Annotated in this window: 12 protein-coding genes, 1 pseudogene and 1 riboswitch; of the genes and pseudogenes, 6 read left to right on the plus strand and 7 right to left on the minus strand. The window is 66.2% G+C overall.

Annotation, left to right across the window (positions count from 1 at the left end; all coding sequences use genetic code 11):
• The 3 genes and pseudogenes from QBJ92_RS03640 to QBJ92_RS03650 all read left to right on the plus strand — a co-directional run.
• Nucleotides 1–476 (plus strand): annotated as a pseudogene (locus QBJ92_RS03640) (DUF4139 domain-containing protein); the annotation flags it as partial.
• Nucleotides 477–480: 4 nt separating this feature from the next.
• Nucleotides 481–1,221 (plus strand): hypothetical protein, encoded by a 741-nt coding sequence (locus QBJ92_RS03645; protein WP_277968328.1) that lies wholly within the window; start codon nt 481–483, stop codon nt 1,219–1,221.
• Nucleotides 1,218–3,485, plus strand: a complete 2,268-nt coding sequence (locus tag QBJ92_RS03650) for a hypothetical protein (protein ID WP_277968329.1) — start codon at nt 1,218–1,220, stop codon at nt 3,483–3,485. Before QBJ92_RS03645 ends, QBJ92_RS03650 begins: the two co-directional genes overlap by 4 nt.
• Before the next feature lie 43 nt (nt 3,486–3,528).
• On the opposite strand, the gene QBJ92_RS03655 is transcribed toward QBJ92_RS03650, so the two are convergent.
• The 4 genes from QBJ92_RS03655 to QBJ92_RS03670 all read right to left on the minus strand — a co-directional run bounded on the left by QBJ92_RS03655 (nt 3,529) and on the right by QBJ92_RS03670 (nt 9,785).
• Complete coding sequence (locus tag QBJ92_RS03655) at nt 3,529–5,568, minus strand: TonB-dependent receptor (protein ID WP_277968330.1); 2,040 nt, start codon at nt 5,566–5,568, stop codon at nt 3,529–3,531.
• A 181-nt stretch (nt 5,569–5,749) separates the two neighbouring features.
• Nucleotides 5,750–6,325, minus strand: a complete 576-nt coding sequence (pnuC, locus tag QBJ92_RS03660; protein WP_277968331.1) for a nicotinamide riboside transporter PnuC — start codon at nt 6,323–6,325, stop codon at nt 5,750–5,752.
• Nucleotides 6,325–7,428, minus strand: coding sequence for a phosphotransferase enzyme family protein (locus QBJ92_RS03665; RefSeq protein WP_431358364.1), 1,104 nt, complete (start codon nt 7,426–7,428; stop codon nt 6,325–6,327). The genes pnuC and QBJ92_RS03665 overlap by 1 nt, the downstream gene beginning before the upstream one ends.
• A gap of 47 nt (nt 7,429–7,475) precedes the next feature.
• Nucleotides 7,476–9,785, minus strand: coding sequence for a TonB-dependent receptor (locus QBJ92_RS03670; RefSeq protein WP_431358363.1), 2,310 nt, complete (start codon nt 9,783–9,785; stop codon nt 7,476–7,478).
• Nucleotides 9,786–9,817: 32 nt separating this feature from the next.
• A riboswitch (TPP riboswitch) is annotated at nt 9,818–9,927 on the minus strand.
• A gap of 191 nt (nt 9,928–10,118) precedes the next feature.
• On the opposite strand from QBJ92_RS03670, the gene QBJ92_RS03675 reads away from it, so the two are divergent.
• The 3 genes from QBJ92_RS03675 to QBJ92_RS03685 are packed head-to-tail and all read left to right on the plus strand — an operon-like array spanning nt 10,119 to nt 15,108.
• The gene (locus QBJ92_RS03675) at nt 10,119–12,785 is read left to right on the plus strand and encodes a TonB-dependent receptor (protein WP_277968332.1); all 2,667 of its coding nucleotides are present in this window, start codon (nt 10,119–10,121) and stop codon (nt 12,783–12,785) included.
• Nucleotides 12,785–13,879: a Ca2+-dependent phosphoinositide-specific phospholipase C gene (locus tag QBJ92_RS03680; protein WP_277968333.1), complete on the plus strand. Its 1,095-nt coding sequence runs from the start codon at nt 12,785–12,787 to the stop codon at nt 13,877–13,879. The genes QBJ92_RS03675 and QBJ92_RS03680 overlap by 1 nt, the downstream gene beginning before the upstream one ends.
• On the plus strand, nt 13,876–15,108 hold the full coding sequence (locus tag QBJ92_RS03685; RefSeq protein WP_277968334.1) for a histidine-type phosphatase: 1,233 nt from the start codon (nt 13,876–13,878) through the stop codon (nt 15,106–15,108). Before QBJ92_RS03680 ends, QBJ92_RS03685 begins: the two co-directional genes overlap by 4 nt.
• 45 nt (nt 15,109–15,153) lie before the next feature.
• On the opposite strand, the gene QBJ92_RS03690 is transcribed toward QBJ92_RS03685, so the two are convergent.
• From QBJ92_RS03690 to QBJ92_RS03700, 3 genes are read right to left on the minus strand one after another with little or no spacing between them, the layout of a single operon-like run.
• Nucleotides 15,154–16,359, minus strand: coding sequence for a glycosyltransferase family 4 protein (locus QBJ92_RS03690; RefSeq protein WP_277968335.1), 1,206 nt, complete (start codon nt 16,357–16,359; stop codon nt 15,154–15,156).
• Nucleotides 16,356–17,402, minus strand: a complete 1,047-nt coding sequence (locus QBJ92_RS03695) for a Gfo/Idh/MocA family protein (protein ID WP_277968336.1) — start codon at nt 17,400–17,402, stop codon at nt 16,356–16,358. Before QBJ92_RS03695 ends, QBJ92_RS03690 begins: the two co-directional genes overlap by 4 nt.
• Nucleotides 17,403–17,405: 3 nt before the next feature.
• On the minus strand, nt 17,406–18,545 hold the full coding sequence (locus tag QBJ92_RS03700; RefSeq protein ID WP_277968337.1) for a Gfo/Idh/MocA family protein: 1,140 nt from the start codon (nt 18,543–18,545) through the stop codon (nt 17,406–17,408).
• Nucleotides 18,546–18,559: the final 14 nt, after the last annotated feature.

Genomic DNA, 18,559 nt, shown 5'->3' on the forward strand with positions numbered 1-18,559 from the left:
CGTTGCTGGCGCAGCCTGCGGTGCCGTTCGAGCGGCGGTACCGGCGCGAGGTCTATCCCGGCCAGCCCTTCGATGCGGCACCGACCGCGGTCGTGCTGGTCGTGACCAACGACAACGCGAACGGCCTGGGCATTGCGCTCCCCGCCGGCGGGACAGCGCTCTACGCCCGCCGCGAGTCCGGAAGGTTCCTCCTCGGGTTGGGCGCGATGACCGACCGTACCGTGGGGGAGCGGGTGCGGATTGCGGCAGGCGTCAGCCGTCAGGTCCTCGTTTCGCAGAAGCGGATCGGGCCAAACGGAGCGGTTCTCACGGTCGCGAACGCCAATCCCTTTGCGGTGACGCTCGACGTGCCAATCGGCGCGGCGGGGCAGAAGGTCGAACCGCAGGCCGAAAACGTCAACCGTACCGACGGCATCGTCACCTGGACGCCGATCCTGCCGCCCGGCGGAAGCGCGGAATTGCGGTATCGTTTTTAGGGAAGTGACGACGATCAGACCCCTGTTCCTGCTTGCCGCGCTCCTGCTGTCCGGCTGCGAGGGAAAGCGCGCGCCCACGCCCGCCACGCTCGTCGCCTGGGCGTGGGAGCGGCCCGAGGACCTGCGATTCCTGCCCGACGACGTCGAGGTCGCAGTGCAGACCGGCTTCGTAGAGATCGCCGGTGACGGCTTCGTCGCGCGGGGGCGCCGGTTTCCGTTGCTGGTCAAGACGCCACCGACGACCGCAGTAGTCCACGTCCAGATCGACGAGCGCACGCCCGTGCGCTGGACTCCGCTGCTCGGCCAGCGCGTCGCCGCTGCGGTGCTGCACTTCGCGCGGACCATTCCGACGCACCGGGTACAGATCGACTTCGAGGTGCGCCGATCCCAGCGCGGGATACTGACCGATGTCGTCCGCGATGTCCGCAAGAGCCTGCCGCGCGACGTCTCTCTGTCGATCACCGCGCTCGCCTCTTGGTGCCAGGAGGACTGGCTGCATACACTGCCGGTCGACGAGGTCGTGCCGATGCTGTTCCGCATGGGTCGCGGCGGTCCGTCGATCCGCGCGACGATCGCGCAGGACGGCGATTGGCGTGATCCCGTTTGTCGCCATGCGCTCGCCATTTCCGTCGATACCCCCATTGCCGATGCGCCTGCCGATCGTAGGATCTACCTGTTCGATCCACGGAGCTGGACGAAAGCGGATTTCGATTCGGTGCAGCATCAGGTGGAGGAATGGCGATGACGCGGCGGCGCGTGTTGGCGGCAGCAAGCATCGCGGCGGTGGCGCTACTGGCGGTCCGCGCCTCCGGTTCCGGCGGGCCGCCGCCCCTGCCCGACTATGTCACCGCGAACGCGCTTCAGCCGATCGATCGCTTGGCGCTGGCGGCGGGCCGGGTCGGCATCGTCAAGGGCGGCGCGCCCGCCCCCGTCCTCTACTTGGACTGGCGGCTGCTCAACGGTCTCGCAAGCGGCGCGGAGGCGACCGACGCCCTCGCGACGCCGTGTTGCGGCGAGCGACAGGACAATAGCTATGCCTGGCTTGCCGCACGGCGAACGGTGCCCGGCGCGTCACCGGACGTTTATTACATCGCGACCGAGCGCCAGGGGCCCAATTACACGAGCATTCCGACCTGTTTCGGCGACGCTTTCGACACCGCTGTCGTGACGCTCAAGGACCGCGTGGCGCGCAATGGCGCAGAATCACCTTGGGTCCGCGCGTGGCTCGCGGCGCAGGACGCTGTGTTCGACGGCTGCAGCAAAACGGGGGTGGCGCTGCCACCGCTCGACGCCGCCGCCCCCGCCTGGCTGCGCGCAGACCACGCGTATCAAGCCGCCGCGCTGGCGCTGTACGATGGCCGCCTGGCGGAGGCCGAGCGGAGCTTCGCCGCGATCGAGCGCGATCGCCAGTCACCGTGGCAACCACTTGCCTTGTACCTTCAGGTTCGCACCGTGCTGCGCGCCGCGATTACCGGATCCGACGCCGCCGGCTTTGCGCGCGCACACGCCGCGCTCGCGAGGTTGCAGCAGGCCCCCGCCGGAACCTACGGCAAGGGAGAAATCGACCGGATTGCGCAAATCCTCGAATATCACGAACGCCCGGCGGCGTTGCTGGCGCGGCTCGACCGCGACCTCGGCACCGTCGCCCCCGCGCCCGACATCGCGGTTAAGTTCAAGGACTATTGGGCCTTGTCGGAGACGTCGCCCGTGAAGCCGGAGGCGGCGGACTGGATTGCGACGGTGCAGACCAGAGACCGATCGGCGGGTGTGGCACATGCGCAAGGTCAGTGGCAGGCGACGCACCGAACGGCGTGGCTGGTTGCAGCGCTCAGTCTCGCGACCCCGCAGGATGGGGCTTCCGCAGCGCTCGTCGCCGATGCCGCGCGGACCGATCCCCGCGATCCCGCCTGGCTCAGTCTGCACTATCACGCGATGCGCCTGACCATCGGGCGCGTGCCGGATGACGTCATGCGAGCACAGGTCGATCCGGTGCTGGCGCGAACCGACCTCACCCCCTCCGATCGCAACATCTTCCTCGCCATCCGTACCCAGCTTGCGCCGACACTCGCGGACTTTGCGGTTCACGCACTTCGGCAACCATATTGCGCCGGATCGGCCACCGGCTGCATCGACGGCGACTGGCCCGCCGGCGACGGACTGTTGGGCCGGCGCGGGCAGGCGTTCGTCGGTCTCGGGGGCGATGCGCGGGTCATCATCGATCGGTTGCCACTGGCATCACGGCTTGCGCTCGGCCGCGATCCCGATCTGCCGCGAGACTTTCGGCTCGATCTCGCGCTGACCAATTATGCGCGCGGCGTCGCGCTTCGGAACACCGCCGCGATCGACGAGACGGCCCGCGCCCTGATCGGGTTGTTGCCGCAGGTGCGCGCGGACTGGGCGCGGATCGTTACCACCGCACCGGGCCCGAACAAGCGCTTCGCCGAAATCTTCGTGATGGCGAAGATCCCGAGCCTGCGCACCGACCTTGCCGATTATACGCGCCCCGAAGGCACCGAACCCGCTTTCTCGGGCTATTGGACAAACTGGATGATTCCTCCAGTTGGGCATCAGGCAGCGGCCGCTGCGTTCCCGCCCGCCAGCGGGTACATGCCCGAACGTTATGGGGACGGCGGCAACGCGTCAGAGGACGCCGATCCGTCCGACCTCCCCTGCGCAGGCAAATGCGGCCAAGGACGCTTCCCGTTCCACACGCCGCCCTTCGCCGTCCCGCTGGTCCCGGCCGCGCTCGCGGAACGCCAGCGTTTCCCGATGAGCGACGGCGAAGATCGTGCCGACAGCGGCGCTACGTCGCTGTGGGACGAGGCACTCGCCTACGTCCGCGCGCACCCGAACGATCCCCGCGCAGCCGAGACCTTGTATCGCCTGATCCGTGTCGGACGCTGGGGCGGAAACCACAATCATCTCGGCAAACGCGCGTTCGCTCTGCTCCATAGCCGGTACCCAAAGTCGATCTGGGCGAAGCGTTCGCCCTATTACTACAACGGCTGACCTGTCGGGTTAGCGCGGCGCGATCTCGATTGATCGCCAACCGTCATAGCTGGGACGCGATCGTAAAGCGCACGTTGCGGGGCGCCCCCGGCGTCGTCCACACATTCGCATAAGAGCTTGAGATGTAATACGTATCAAAGATGTTATCGATGTCGAAGCGCAGCTTCAGATGGTCCGACACGGCGTAGCTCAGGTTCGCGCGCGCAATGGTATAGGCAGGCAGGCGATACCCGCTCGCAAACGGATCGCCGGCACGGTTTCCAACGTGCGTCACCCCGCCGCCGACCGAGGCCCTGCCGATGTCCTTGACCGCGAACAGCGCCCACGCGTTCTTCGGCACGTTGGACAAGGGCGTACCGATCAGCGCTGGGTTCGCGTCCTTGCGAACCTTCGCGTCGAGGTAGGTGTACGTCGCCGTCACGTAGAGATTATCGATCAGGTTCAGCGTCGCTTCCGCCTCCGCCCCGCGCGAACGCTGTCGACCGATCTGCGTTTTCACGAACGGATCGGTCGCGTTCGGGTTGAGGACGTTGCGTTTCTCCAGATCGAACAACGCGGCCTGACCCGTCAGCCTGCCGCTCAGCGCGGTGAACTTGGCCCCCACTTCGGTCGAGTTGCTCCGTTCCGCATCGAAGGTGGACAGACCGTCGGACGGATTGAGCCGCAGCGACTCCCCCCAGCTGGTGTAAAGCGACAGGCCATTGCCGACCTGCCACGACAGCGCTGCGCGCGGCGTCACGCCCCGGTTCGTCGTGTCGAGGTTGGCGTTGCCCGTAAGGCGATTGGTCACGTCCTGGCGGAAGCTGTTCCACCGCGCGCCCAGCAGCAACGTGAACGGTCCCGACCGTACGATATCCTGCGCATAGACGCTTTCGCTGCGCATCGACTCGGTTCGGCTGAGCCCCGGCGGCGGGACGGGCAACGCCTGACCGTACACCGGCTCAAAAAGGTCGATAAGCAGGATCGGGCGGGTGGGCGTGCCGCGCGCGCGATCGAGACGGAAGTCCATGAAGTGGCGCACCCGGTCGACGCCCAGCCGCAGGTCGTGCTCCAGCCCGAGGACACGCACCGACCCGGTCAGTTCCGCGCGCAGCGTAAGGTCGTTCCAAGAGAAGTCGTGGTAGCGGCGGTCGCGCCCGGCGGTACGTCCGTTCGCCTGGAGCCCGCGGCCACCGAAGTCGACCATGGTGCCGAGCCCGCGCAGCGATCCGTCGCGCTGGCTTCCGCCGAGTTCGAGACCGATGCCGCTTCCCAGGTCAGCGAATAGACTGGCCTGTTGCCACAGGATCTTTTGCGAGATCTGTCCGTCCGACGGTTCGCCGAGGAACGTCCTGCGGTCCATCGCGCGGGCGTTGCCAGCGATACCGACGATCCCCCGGTCCAACGTGGATTCATTGTGCATATACTCCGCCTGGTAAAGCAGGCGCAGCGCCTCTGTTGCCTGCCAGGAGACCGACGGCGCAATCAGGCGACGCGATCCTTCCACGGTCTTGCGGAAGCTATCATGCTCTTCCCCAACGCCGATGAGCCGGACGGACAAACCCTTGCCGATCGGGCCCCCGACGTCGCCCGTCACCCGCACGCTGTTCCAGCTCCCGTAACTGGCGGTCGCCGCGGCATGCGGGTGCGCAAGCGGCGCCTTGGTGACGATGTTGATCGCGCCGCCGGGCTCTCCCCGCCCCGACAAGGCGGCACTGGCGCCTTTTAGGACTTCGATGCGTTCGACCGTCGCTGTGTCGACCGGTGCGTTGAAACCGAGATTGCTGCTGAATCGGTTGATCAGAATATCCGGCCCGGCGTTCTCGTCTCCGGCGAAACCCCGGATCGCGTATTTGTCCCACAGACCACCGAAGTCATTCTGGCGCGACACGCCCCCGGCCAGATCGAGCACGTCGTCGAGCCGTGTGGTGTTGAGCGCCTCGAGCTGGCGTTGATCAAATACCCGAACGGACTGCGGATAGACTGTGATCGGTACGGCGCTGCCCAGAATGCTGGCGCTTGCCTTGCGCGCGGTGACGACGATGTCGCTATCCGGACTACCGGAGCTTCCTTCGGATCGCGCCTCTTGAGCAGAAGCCGCCATCGGAAGCGCGCTGCAGGTGGCCAACAGGATCGCGCTCAGACCTACATACGCGGGGCGCTGACCCATTAACCGATGGTAACCTGCAAGCATCGACGATCCCCCTGAGCATCCGGTCGCACTATAGCGCTACGGAGCAAGGGCGGATTAGGGCTAATGCGAATAAATTGCAACAAGCAGGCTTCTACATCGTTTGGCGCGTATTTCCGTCGGTATGCTTGCGCCATGCGCGGTAGCCAGCAAGGGCAAGGCCAATCATCACCGCATAGAGTCCAGCCGTCAGGATCAAGTCCTTGACCACGAACATCGCGACATAGGCGACATCGACGACAATCCAGAGCAGCCAGCTTTCGCGATGCCGCCGCGCCGTCCAATATTGCGCGATCATGCTGAAGCTACTGAGCGTCGCATCAACCCACGGCAAAGCCGCATCGGTATGATGGCTGGTGAACCACCCGATCGCGACCGCACCGATCGCGCCCGCTCCAAGACCGACGAGCGCCTGCCGCGGCATCAAGCGCATGACGACGACCTCCCCCGTCTCGCGGGATCCGCGCCGCCAGACCATCCAGCCATACAGGATGCCGACGCCGAACACCGCCTGCAGCACCATGTCGGCGTAGAGCCGCACGTCGAGGAAGAGCTTGAAGTACAGCGCGCAGGCAACGAGATTGAGCGGCCAGCACAGCAGATTGCGGCGCGCCGTCAACCAGATCGCCAGGATGCTGACCACGACGGCAGCAATTTCCAGCGTCGACATCAGCCGCGCCCACCAATGCGGATACGCTCCAGGAACATCTGCCCGGGCCGGGACAGGAACCATTCGGCATGACCGATGAGATACGCATCCCAGGCCTGCGTGGCTGCTGAACCGTCGCCAAGCACGCCCGCGAAATACGCGACCTCCGAAAGCGCGAACTCGACATGGACCAACGGAAGCAACCGCACGACCGTCTCGATCTCGCGTGCGCTCAGGGGACGGATCGTCGCATAGCCTGCCAGCAGATAAAGCGCCGCGTCGGCATCTGCGACGACATCCCCCGCGCCCAGGTGCAACCACGCGATCGCGGTCCGCTCGATCGCGGTGGCAAGGTCGTGCACCGCGCACGTCCGGTCGGCGAGACCGAAATCGAACACGGTTTCAACCGTTCCGTCCCTGGCCCAAAGAAGGTTGGACGGATGCCAGTCATTGTGCGTCCACACCGCCCGCTGGTCCGCCAGACGCCGCGCAAGCCCCTCGGCGGCCGCCGCGAAAAGCGACTGCAACTGGCCCCGCCACGCCTTGCCCGCCAGAAACGCACCCAGCGCCGGGCGCGCCGCGACATAGGCTTCGGCGGCGGCCAGCGCGTCCTCGGCGGGCAGGATGGTAAAGCTCGCAACCAGCGGCTGGACGCTCCGGGACGGCGCCTCGAAACCTTGTGCCGCCTGATGCACACGCGCCAGCGCGACCCCCGCCGCGTGCGCATGCGCGTGCGACAGGAACGGTGTCCAGGAAGGGCGATCGCGATACAGGTCGGTCCCCGCCGACTGGCGGTGCAGCTCATAGGTCCCCAGGACCTCGGTGACGGCGCTGGCGCCGTCAGCGGTGCGCATCACGTCAGGCACCGCGCACCCTGCGGCGGCGAGGTGCGCGATGAACGCATGCTCCTGCGCCAAACCCGCGACCGACCGCACCCGGCCATCATGTCGTTTCAGGAGAAACGCGCCGCCTGTCGTCTCGACCAGAGCCGCGGCGGAAAACGGGCGCGGCGAGTGCCACGTCAATCGCTCCACCCGCCCCGCCGCCGAGAACCGCGACACCACCGCCTCCGCTTCGTCGCGCAGGATTGCAGGCCAGGTCGGGCTTTCCAGCGCAGTCCCCATGCCGTGCACCTGATGCGCGAGGGCGGCTTCCAGACCGTCGCCCAAGATCAGAACCCGCGCGACACGGTCGCCATCACGGCGGCGCCGCTCCCGATGTAATAGGCCGGGGCCGACCCTGCGATGATAACGCCCCCGCTCCCCATGACGTCGCGCGCATTGGTGCTGACCGCCTGCACGCCCGACAGGATATGCGGATCAGTCACGTTGATCGCGTTGATCCGCAGATCGGTGCGCTTCCCGTCGATCCAGTCGGCAAGATGGACGCCGATCGACAGGTCGAGTGTCGCATACCCCTTGATGCTTTCGTCGTTCATGAAGGTCGCATATTGGCGCCCGAGATATTTGCCCGCGACGCTGCCGAAGAGACGACCGTCGTCATACGTGCCGCCCGCGCCGAACTGTACGGTCGGGCTGGAAACCGCGTGCTTCCCCCGCGTCGGCAGAAAGTCCCCGCCGGCCGGCAGGTCGTCGTCGATTCGGGCGTGGAGATATTCGCCGGACAAATAGACGCTGACGCCCTTCGCAGGGCGGTAATCGATTTCCGCATCGATCCCGTAGGACGACTGTCCCCCGGCGTTGAGCGTGGAATTGACCTGCGCGCCGCCCGAAACGATGACGGTCGCCAATTGCCGGTTGCGAAATTTATAGTGAAACGCGGTCGCCGATGCGGAGAGATTGGGGCCGATGTAGCGATAGCCCACTTCCTGCGACACCGAATATTCGTTCTTCAGCGAGTCCGTACCGCGCGTGGAGAGCACACCGCCGGCATAGCTGTCGTAAAGCGTGAATTCGTTCGGCGTCCGGAAATTGGTCGTGACGTTGGCGAAGATCTGCTGACGATCGCTGACGGCATAATGGATCGCCGCCCGCGGCAGTGCGGCAAAGCTGTCGCGACGCACGTTCGTCTGCGGCCCGGGCAAGTAGTTGCGGCCGCTTCGCAGCAGGTTGACGCCCTTGAACCCGGCATCGAGCGTGAGACGCGGCGTGAGCGCGATACTGTCGGCGAGGAAAAAGCCCTTCGTCACGGTAACGGTGCGCTGGTTCTCATAAGCGAGCAGGCGGCCATCGGCGGTGCGGATCGCCCGGTCGCGGTATCCCCAGCGATCGGTCGGGTTCCCCTCGACATCGATCGAGGTGTAGGTCTGCGTCACTCGGTCCGTTCCGTAATCGAACCACAGGCCCGCGGTGATCCGGTGGAGACCCGCCTGCAGCGTCAGCTTGCTGACATTGCCGGTGCGCATCTGGTCGCCCGTGTAATTGCCGAGCACCGTCGCGACCCCGTCCACCGCCCCCGGCAGCGCGATCGGCTGCGCCAGCTCTTCGTTGCCGAGGAAGTTGCCGGTCGAGGCAAGTTCGGTGCCATAAGGCGAATTGCCGTAGCCGAACTGGAGATAGCTCGTGCTGTCGAGCGTCAGGCGATCGTTCAGTCTCACATGCACCGGGGCCGCTGCGTAGAGGCTCCGGAACGGTGCCCGGTACAGCCGCCAGTAATTGGTGTTCCCCGCCGTGTAGCGCTCGTCGTAATTGAACCCGCGACCGACCGCCTGCCAGTCGGCCAGCGTCGGGCTGGGATAGCTGGACGAATTCGCGTCATTGTACGAAATGGCCAGACTTGCGCGATTACCATTGCCCCACTCGCGCAACAGCTTTGCATCGACATGCTGGCGGGTGTCGAACCCGGCACCGCGCCAATTGTCGGCCCGCGTGTTCGAATAGGAAACGAACGCCTTCAGACCAGTCGTCCCGATCGTCCCCGTATCGACCCGCGCGAACACGCGTCGCGCGTTATACGAGCCGAGCGAGAGATCGACGACCGCTTGCCGCGTCGCCTTGGGGTCGTCGAGCGTCAGCGACAGCAACCCCGCCGCCCCGCCGACCGTCGGGGAATCGATGTCCACAGATCCCTGCGCCAGGGTAATCGTCCGCAAGTTCCCCGGATCGGCGAATTGCGACGGATAGGCGTAATAATAGCCGATGTCGTTCTGGGGCGCGCCCTCGAGCAGAACGCCGATCTCATCCTGCCCCAGCCCACGCAGGGTCAGGCTCGAACTGGTCGACAGCCCATAGGGGTCGCTGGAGGCCACGTTTGCGCCGGGCAACAGCGTGACGAGCTGAAACGCATTGAGCGTCGGCGCCTGCTTCACGATGAAGTCGGCGGAGATTTCGCTCACCGCCTTGGGCGCGGTCTGGTTGGGCAACAGTCCTTCGGGGTCGCGGTGCCCCGTCACGCGAATGTCCGCCGTGTCCTCGCTCGCTTGTTGCGCCCAGGCGGACGCAGGCATCGTCAGAAGCCCCGCCGCCAGGACCAGCGCGCCGCGTCGAACCCTCAAACCATCGTACGAAATCATGCCCGGCATCGTTCCAAGTCCACTCCACACGGGGGGACAACGGACACTCCGCCAGCCCTCCCTACGCCGGGATAAGCCGGATCAGGTTCAGCGGGTCATGGGCTGCAGCCCACCTCTCAGCCGCGCAACAGCGGCCCCCCGGGGATGCGGCCCCATAGGCTATCGGTCTGGAAGTGGAAACACTTTATCCAGCGTTTACACCCCTCGGCTTCTCCCGGTCAGCGTCACATCTTTGAAACGGTGTCGTAACGCTAGTGCAACGTATACGTCGCCAAACCGCAACAGACCCACCCTAGAGGGACGCTCGTCGGATCGAACGGTCCGTTGGGGGAAAATCACAACATGTTGCACTCTTCGCGCCTGATTCTGGCGACGCTTCCGCTTACCTTTTCGGCATTGGGCGTTGCCCTTCCCGCCGCCGCCCAGACCACGCTCGCGCCTTCGGCTGCTGCAGGCGCCCCCGCGAACGACTCCAGCGCCCCTGGCGAGGGTGACATCATCGTCACTGGTTCCTACGCCCGCAGCCTCGCCGCAGCGACGGAGACAAAGCGCAAGGCCGGGTTCGGCGTCGATGCGATCAACGCGACCGACATCGGCAAGTTTCCCGCCCAGAACGTCGCGGAAGCGCTCCAGCTCGTCCCCGGCGTCGCAATCACGCGACCACGCGGCGAAGGCCTTTATGTCAGCGTCCGCGGGCTCGGGCCGCAATTCCAGAGCACGCTGCTCAACGGCCGCCCGGTCGCCATCAACGATCTAATCGAGAACGGCGGCGCCAACGGCCGCCAGTTCCGCTTCGAAATGCTGCCCGCCGAATTCGTGTCGCAAATCGACGTCGTCAAGACGCCGACGCCCGACATGACCGAGGGTGCGCTAGGCGGCAATATCGACGTCCACACCTTCCGCCCGCTCGAAGTCGGGACCAAGACCACGCTCAACCTGCGCGGCACCTACACGACGCTCGCCAAGAAGGTCACGCCGAACGCGACCGCGCTGACGAGCTACAAGAGCAAGGACGGCACCTTCGGCATCCTCGCCGGCGCGCAATATTGGGGCAAGGAAGTCCGTAACGATCGGTTCTACAACACGGGCTGGTATCTCGACAAATTCCGCTCGGCACTCGGGACCGGTTTCTACACGCCCGGTCGCACGCGACCGACGGTGGAAACCGAGAATCGCAAGCGGCTGTCGGGGCTGATCTCGGCGCAGTGGAGCCCGAGCGCGGAGCTGGAAACGACGCTCGACGTCCTCGCGACGCGGCTCGACGTCGCCTATGACGAGTACGGCCTCGACATTTATCCCGACGATGCCAGCGTCGCCGGCCATCGCCCGGTGCTGGTGCCCGGTTCGGCGAAGCTCGACGGGAACACCGTCGTCGCGGCAACGATCAACGACGTCCGCTTCATGGGGACGCGCGAATACAGCCTCAATCGCCACGACCTCATCACGGTCGGGCTGAAACAGGTCTGGAACCCGGAAGGCTGGCACATCGTCGCCAACGCCAATTGGTCGTACGCGCACAGTTTCCACCCGAGCAACGCCCAAGGCACGGTGCGCAGCCGCATCCAGTTCTTCGCCCCGCTCAGCTACGATTCGTCGGGCGGCTATCAGGTTGCGCCGACGATCTCGACGCCGGTCAACGTGCTCGATGCGAGCAAGTACACGCTTTATCCGTTCAATATCGCGCCCAAGAACAGCAAGGATTGGGACACCTACGGTCGCCTCGACGTGGAGCGTGCGCTGTCTGGCTTCATCACCAAGATCGCTGCCGGCGGAGAATACCACTGGCGTCAGCGCGACTATCGCCGCCGCGACTTCACCGTCAATCCGGCCGCCAACACCGCGCTCACGACGTTCGCGCCGAACGGCTATGAGCAGATCCCGTTCGACAACTTCCTGTCCGGCGTCGGCGGCAACATTCCGCGCACCTGGCTCGTGCCGATCACCAGCGTCTTCTACGACAAGCTGTTCACCGATGCGGTCGCCAACGCACCGCTCGCGCCGGGCGATCTGCGCGCGTCCTATGTCGTGACCGAGAAGACCGCCGGCGGCTATGTGCGCGCCGATTACGCTTTCCCGCTCGGTGCGGTCCCGGTCACGGGGAATGTCGGCGTGCGCTATGTCCATACCGATCAGGTCGCCAGCGGCACGCTGACGGCCGGCAACGTCCCGACGCCCGCAAGCTTTCCGCAGACCTTCGCCAACTGGCTGCCAAGCTTCAACCTGCGCGCCGAGCTGACGCCCTCCCTGGTCGGGCGTCTTGCCGCAAGTCGCGTGCTGACCCGTCCGAACGTGACGCAAAGCGCCCCGCAAATTACCGTTTCGACCGATCAGGCGACGGCAAGCGGCGGCAATCCGGCGTTGAAACCGTTCCTTGCGACGCAATTCGACGGGTCGCTGGAATGGTATTTCAGCCGGTCCGGATCGCTGACGGGTGCGGTCTTCTACAAGGCGATGGACGATTACATCACCGCGCAGAACATCAACGTTGAGATCCCCGGCCGCGGCACCGTGCTGCTCAGCACGCAGGTGAATGGCGGCAAGGCAAAGGTCTACGGCGCCGAAGCCGCCTATAACCAGGTGTTCACCTTCCTGCCCAAGCCGTTCGACGGTCTCGGTTTCCAGGCGTCCTACACCCACACCTCGGTCCAGGCGAGCTACACCGCCGGCGCACGGCCGATCAAGGATCAGCTGATCGGACTGTCCAAGAACAGCTTCAACGTCGTCGGCTTCTACGACAAGGGGCCGCTCTCGATGCGGCTGTCCTATACCTGGCGCGACAAGTATCTCGCGGGCATCGGCAGCACCACGCAGGTGCCGACCTATGTCGCCGCGTTCGGGTCGCTGGATGGCAACATCTCGGTGCGGGCAAACCACGCCGTGACGTTCAGCATCGAGGCGATCAACATCGCCAATGCCAATACCTACACCTACAACGACAAGCAGCTCCAGTTCGGCGAGATTAACAATTACGGGCGCACGATCCTGTTCGGCGTGCGGGCGCAGTTCTGATGCGCCGTATCGTCCTGCTCGCCGCCGCCGCGCTGGTCCTGACCGGCGCGGCGGCGGCCCCGCGCGCGATGAACGACATTCAGGTCGTCGGGTCGCATAACAGCTTCAAGGCAAAGATCCCGGACGCAGTGATGTCCAGGATCCGCGCGGCCGAACCCAAGCTGGCGCAAGGGCTCGACTATTATCATCTGCCGCTGGCGCAGCAGCTCGACCACGGCGTCCGCCAAATCGAGATCGACATCTTCGCCGATCCCAAGGGTGGCCGCTATGCGGCGCCCGCAGGGGAAGCCTGGGCCAAGGCCGCCGGAGAGAAGACAGGGTTCGATCGCGCCGCGATGCTCAAGCCTGGGTTCAAGGTGTTCCACATTCCCGACGTGGATTATCTCAGCACCTGCGTGACCCTAGTACGCTGCCTGGGCGAAGTCGATCGCTGGTCGCGCGCGCATCCCAGGCACCTGCCAATCATGATCACGATCAACGCCGCCGACACGCCCTCGTCCCGACCGGAGATCGCCACCCCGCTGGCGCTCGACGACCGGGCGCTGCTCGACGCGCTCGACGGCGAGATCCGCTCGGTATTGCCCGGACGACGGCTGATCACCCCCGACGAAGTCCGCGGTAACGCGCCAAGCCTGCGCGACGCCGTTCGCGAGAAAGGATGGCCTTCGCTCGACGCGGCGCGAGGGCGGATCTTCATCCTGTTCGACGTGCGCAAGCCGGTATCCGACGCCTATCGCGTCGGGCACCCCTCGCTTGCCGGTCGGGCGATGTTCGGCTGGTATCCCGAAGATCAACCCGAGTCCGCGATCCAGATCGTGCAGGACCCCGTGGCCGATGCAGCGCAAATCCGGAACTGGGTCGCGGCGGGCGTCATCGTCCGGACCCGAACGGACGCCAACACGGTCGAAGCGCGCGCGCATGATTACACCATGGCGACCGCTGCAATGGCGAGCGGTGCGCAAGCCGTGAGCACGGATTATTACCCCGGCGCGCCCGATCCGCTCCATCTCGGATTTGTCGTGACCCTGCCGGGCAAGACGATGCAACGATGCAGCCCGGTACGCGTCCCAACCAAGTGCGAGGTTCAGCCATGAAGACCAAGACCTGGATCAGGGGAATCGGCGGCGTGTGCCTCGGCGTCGGCGTGCTGGTCGCTTCGATGGCACACGCTGCGCCCTCCCGATTGGTGGTCGAGCGCGCAGCGATGGTCATCCGGCACGGCATCCGCGCACCGCTCGACGGCGAAGTGCCGACGGGAACGCGCACCGCTGCGCCGTGGCCGACGTGGCCGGTTGCCGAGAGCCGGGTCACACCGCACGGCGTCCGGGCGCTCGAAATCGTCGCAGCGCAGGACCGCGCCCTTTTCGTATCCCAAGGACTGTTCTCGGCCAACGGATGCCCCGCCGTGCGGATCCACTCCAACAGCTCGGACCGGACGATCGCCAGCGGCGCCGCCTACGCCAACGGCTTCGCCCCCGGTTGCCACATCGCGGTCGATCATCGGCCGATCGGGACAATCGATCCGATCTTCGAACCGCTTCGCGCTGGAGCGACCACTTTCGATCCGGCCCTGGCGATCGCTTCCATCAACCGCGACACGGGCGGGATGGTCGCGCTCGCCAACCGTCACCGCGTCGCGCTTGCGACGCTGGGTCGTATCCTCGGCTGCGCGCAACCGGACGACGGGTGTGTCCCGACCGATGCGCCAGCCGTCACGCCAAGCGCGGATGGACGGGAAATCGTCCTGGCCGGGCCGATCCGCGCCGCGTCCGGCGTCGCACAAGTGCTGTTGCTGCAGGAGGTCCAGGGATTGCCCCGTAGCGACGTAGGCTGGGGCCGGGTGGATCTGGCAACGCTACAGCAGATCGGTACGCTGCACGCCGCCTTGTTCGCGGTGTTCACGCATCCTCCGTACATGGCGGCGCATCAGGCCGCAGTGCTCGGGCGCGAAGTCCTGGGCGCCCTATCGTCTCCCGGGCCCCGCCTGACGGTGTTCATGGGGCACGACACGACCGTGACGGCACTCGCCAGCGCGCTCCGGGTCGAGCTTCCTGCGCCGGGTTATGCGACGAACGATGTTCCGCCGGGCGGCGCGTTGCTGATCGAACGGCTCCGCGACCGGCAAACCGGCGCCCGCTTCGTTCGCGTATCGTACCGGACCCAGTCGCCGGCCGCGCTGCGGCAGCTCGGACGCGAAACGTCGCTTACTACGCTCACGGTCCCAGGATGCGGCACGGCGTTGTGCCCCGCCGCCCGCTTCGCGCGCGTCCTGACCGCGCACCTCGCCCCCCTCGCGTCTGCGGGAACCAAGACGCGGCCCTAGGACGGGACCACGTTCCGCAAAGTGGACGGCGGTCCTTGTGAACCCTTAGCGCTCCGCGGGGACCGTCGCAGCCATCGCGTGCTGAAGCTGTTGCGCCGATTTCGCCGCGTCGTGGCGTGCCTCGATCCTGCGCCGCCCCTCCTGACCGAGCGCAACCATCGCTTCCGGCGAGGCGCGCAACGCCGAGCGGAGCGCATCCGCGATCGCTTCGACCGACCCTGACGGAAAGATCCAGCCGCATTCCGCGTCGACCAGCTCGGGAATCCCGGCGATCGTCGTCGTCAGCACCGGACGCCCGAGCGCGAACGCTTCCATCAGCACGATCGGCAACCCTTCCGCGTAGCTCGGCAGCAGCAGCGCCGACGCCCGCGAGATCGCGCTGCGGACGCCCGGCGCATCTGCCCAGCCAAGAATGTGGACATGCTGCTGAACGCCGTGGCGCGCGATCTCGGCCTCGATCAGCGCGCGGTCCTCACCGTCCCCGATCAGATCGACCCGGATGTTCGGAAATTCCTTGCACACCAGCGCGACCGCGGCGGGGATCAGGCTTTGCGCCTTGTTCGGGCACAGGCGACCGACGCACACGAACCGTCCCGCCTCTCCGGCATGCCCCGATGGCGTGAACTTGGGCAAGTCGATCCCGCACGGGATGATCCGCACCTTGTCCGCGAACGCAGGCGCTTCCTCCAGAATACGCCCACGGCAATATTGTGTGATCGCGACGGTGAACGCCGAATCGGCGACCTTCCGCCCCATCGCATTCTGTTTCGGGTCGACGAGTTCGTCCGGCCCGTGAACCGTGAAACTATAGGTCGGCCCGCCGAGATGTTTCGCGAGCATCGCGACCGTCGTCGCATTCGTGGAAAAATGCGTGTGGACGTGGTCGATCCCGAGCGCTTTGGTCCGCCGCCGGAGATAGATCGCCTGCAGCAAATAGTTGACGTTCTTGGCAAACCCGCCGTGCGACTGACCCAGCACATGCCGGAAGACCGGCAGCGTGCGTAGCAATCCGCCAAGATTGACGAACGGCTCGGCCAGCGCCGCGACGATGAGCCGGCCGAGATTCCCCGTCAGCAGATATTCGGTCGTGCGCTGCTCGGCGATGTCGTCGGGGTCGAGCAACGTCCCTTCCCAATGCCGAACCGCAAACCGCTTCACCGGCTGGCCAAGCGCCTCGAGCTGCTCGATCTCCCCGCGGACGAACGTCGTGCTCGTCATCGGGTAGGAGTTCATCAGATAGGCGAGCTTCATCGACGGTCTTCCCGCGCTGCATCCAAGATGCGCATCACGTCCAGCGACACGTCCACCGGCAGCACCGGGCTCTCGATGGCACCAGCCCGGTAAAGATCCCGGAAATGGATCAGCTCGGGGACGTAGGGGCTCGCCCCAAATGAGGCGAAGCCCATCTTGCGCAGCCGCGCGATTCCCGCGAGCCGCCGGAACATCGGCCGCGCCTTGACGCGGTCACGCATACCGCTAGCCCCGGTCGGGCGCGACGGGGGGCCGACCGTCTCGACCGCGATCTTCTCTGCCGACAGCAACGGCGCCGCCACCGTCACCGCGCCGCGTTCGCACGCAATCGTCATCATATTGCCGAGCATCGCGGTCAGCGACGCGGTCAGCTGGGCCGTCGCGCCATTGGCGTGCGTCAGCAGGAGCGCGGCTTCGGTATCCACGCCGTTCCCGTCCCGCGTGATCTGCGCGCGAACGTCCACCACCGGCCCCAGTGCCAGCCGCGCCAGCGTTACCAGGTACACCGCGCGATCGAGCAGCACCCCGCCCCCGACCGCAGCATAGCACCCCGGATGGCTGGCGGGCGTGGTGGGATAGCCAAAGCTCGCCGACAGCTGCCGCGCCGCCCCCAGCCGCCCCGACGCAACGTCGGCGAGCGCATTGTGGACCGCGGGCAGGAACGGTGTCGCAACCGCTTCCATGAACAGCACGCCCGTCCGGCGCGCCGCCGCGACGACCTGCTGCGCTTCCGCAGAATCGATTGCGAACGGTTTCTCGCTCAACACGGCCTTGCCCGCTTCGAGCGCCCGGATCGCGACCGTGGCATGCTCCGCTGTTGCATTCGCGATATAGACCATGTCCACCGCCGGATCGGCGAGCAACGCGTCCACCCCGGTGAACGCCGTTGCGATCCCCAGCGCTTTCGCCACGCTACCGGCACGATCGGCACTGGCGGAACAGATGCCGACGACGCGCAGCCCCGGAACATGCCCGATCGCGGCGACCATCGTATGCGCGATATAGCCCGTGCCGACCACGCCGACGCGAATGTCCTGCGCCATCGCTTACACCCCGGTCCGCTGGCCCGACCACCGCGTCACCGGCGACGGCGTGAAGCGCGTCGTCATGTGCTGCGCGCCGGTGTTCTCCCCCGCGGACTGGATCGCGAGCGACACCTCGGTCAGGTGCAGCGCGAAATCGCCCGCCTGCCGCGCCTCGCGCCCGGCAGCGATCGCGTCGAGCATTTCCGCTGGCCCGAGCATGAAGTTCATCGACGCCGCCCCGCGCCGCTTGACCGCTGGGTGGCGCGTGAACGCAGGCGACGGCACCTTGCGCGCGACGGGGCTGTTGATCATCCGCCGCCGGATCACATGCCGCGTCCGCACCTTGACCGCCGCGCGATTGTCCCACGATTCCGAAACGCTCGCCACGCCGCGATCACCGATCACACGAATCCGGTGGTCATGCGGAGCAAGGATGCTGCACGTCAGCCGCGCGACCACGCCGCTTTCGAAGAACAAGGTGGCGGACGAATAATCCGGCGCGGTCTCGGCGCTGGTCAGCCCGGACACGTCCGCGAGCCCGGCCGACGCGGACACGGTCGTTCGCACCGGACCAAACATCGCCATCAGCCACGTCAGATAATAGCCCGCATGTTCGAGCGTGCAGCCGACGACCAGCTCGTCTTCGATCGGCCACGGCGTCCCCGACTCGCTCTTCCACTTGGTCAGCGGCGCCTGCGAGATATAGTCGTCGTCCAACTCGGCATAGACCAGCTTGGGGACGCCGATCCGCCCTTCCTCGACCGCGAGCCGCAAGGTCTGCGCCGCTTCGCTGAGCAGGCTGCACGGCGCCGACGCGATCTGCAGCCCCCTTGCCTTCGCCAACTCGTGGAGCACGATCGCATCCTCCATCCGCATGCTCAGCGGCTTCTCGGAATACACATGCTTGCCCGCTTCGAGCAGCTGTCGGCTGACCTCGAAATGCGCGTGCGGGTTGGTAAGGTTGAGCACCAGCGTCGCCGGGCCGGTCAGCACCGCGTCGATGCTGTCGACCGCAGGAAGCTGCCAATGCGCACAGAAGCGCTGCAACCGCTCGGCATCCTTGTCGTAGCAGGCGACGACCTGGATATCAGGAAAGGTCCGGAGCGAGGCTGCGTAGAGATCGGCCACGAAGCCGGTCCCGATGATCGCCACTGTGCGCATGATTTCCCAACTTC

Source organism: Sphingomonas echinoides, from assembly GCF_029623395.1.
In the GTDB taxonomy this organism is placed as follows: Bacteria; Pseudomonadota; Alphaproteobacteria; order Sphingomonadales; family Sphingomonadaceae; genus Sphingomonas; species Sphingomonas echinoides_A.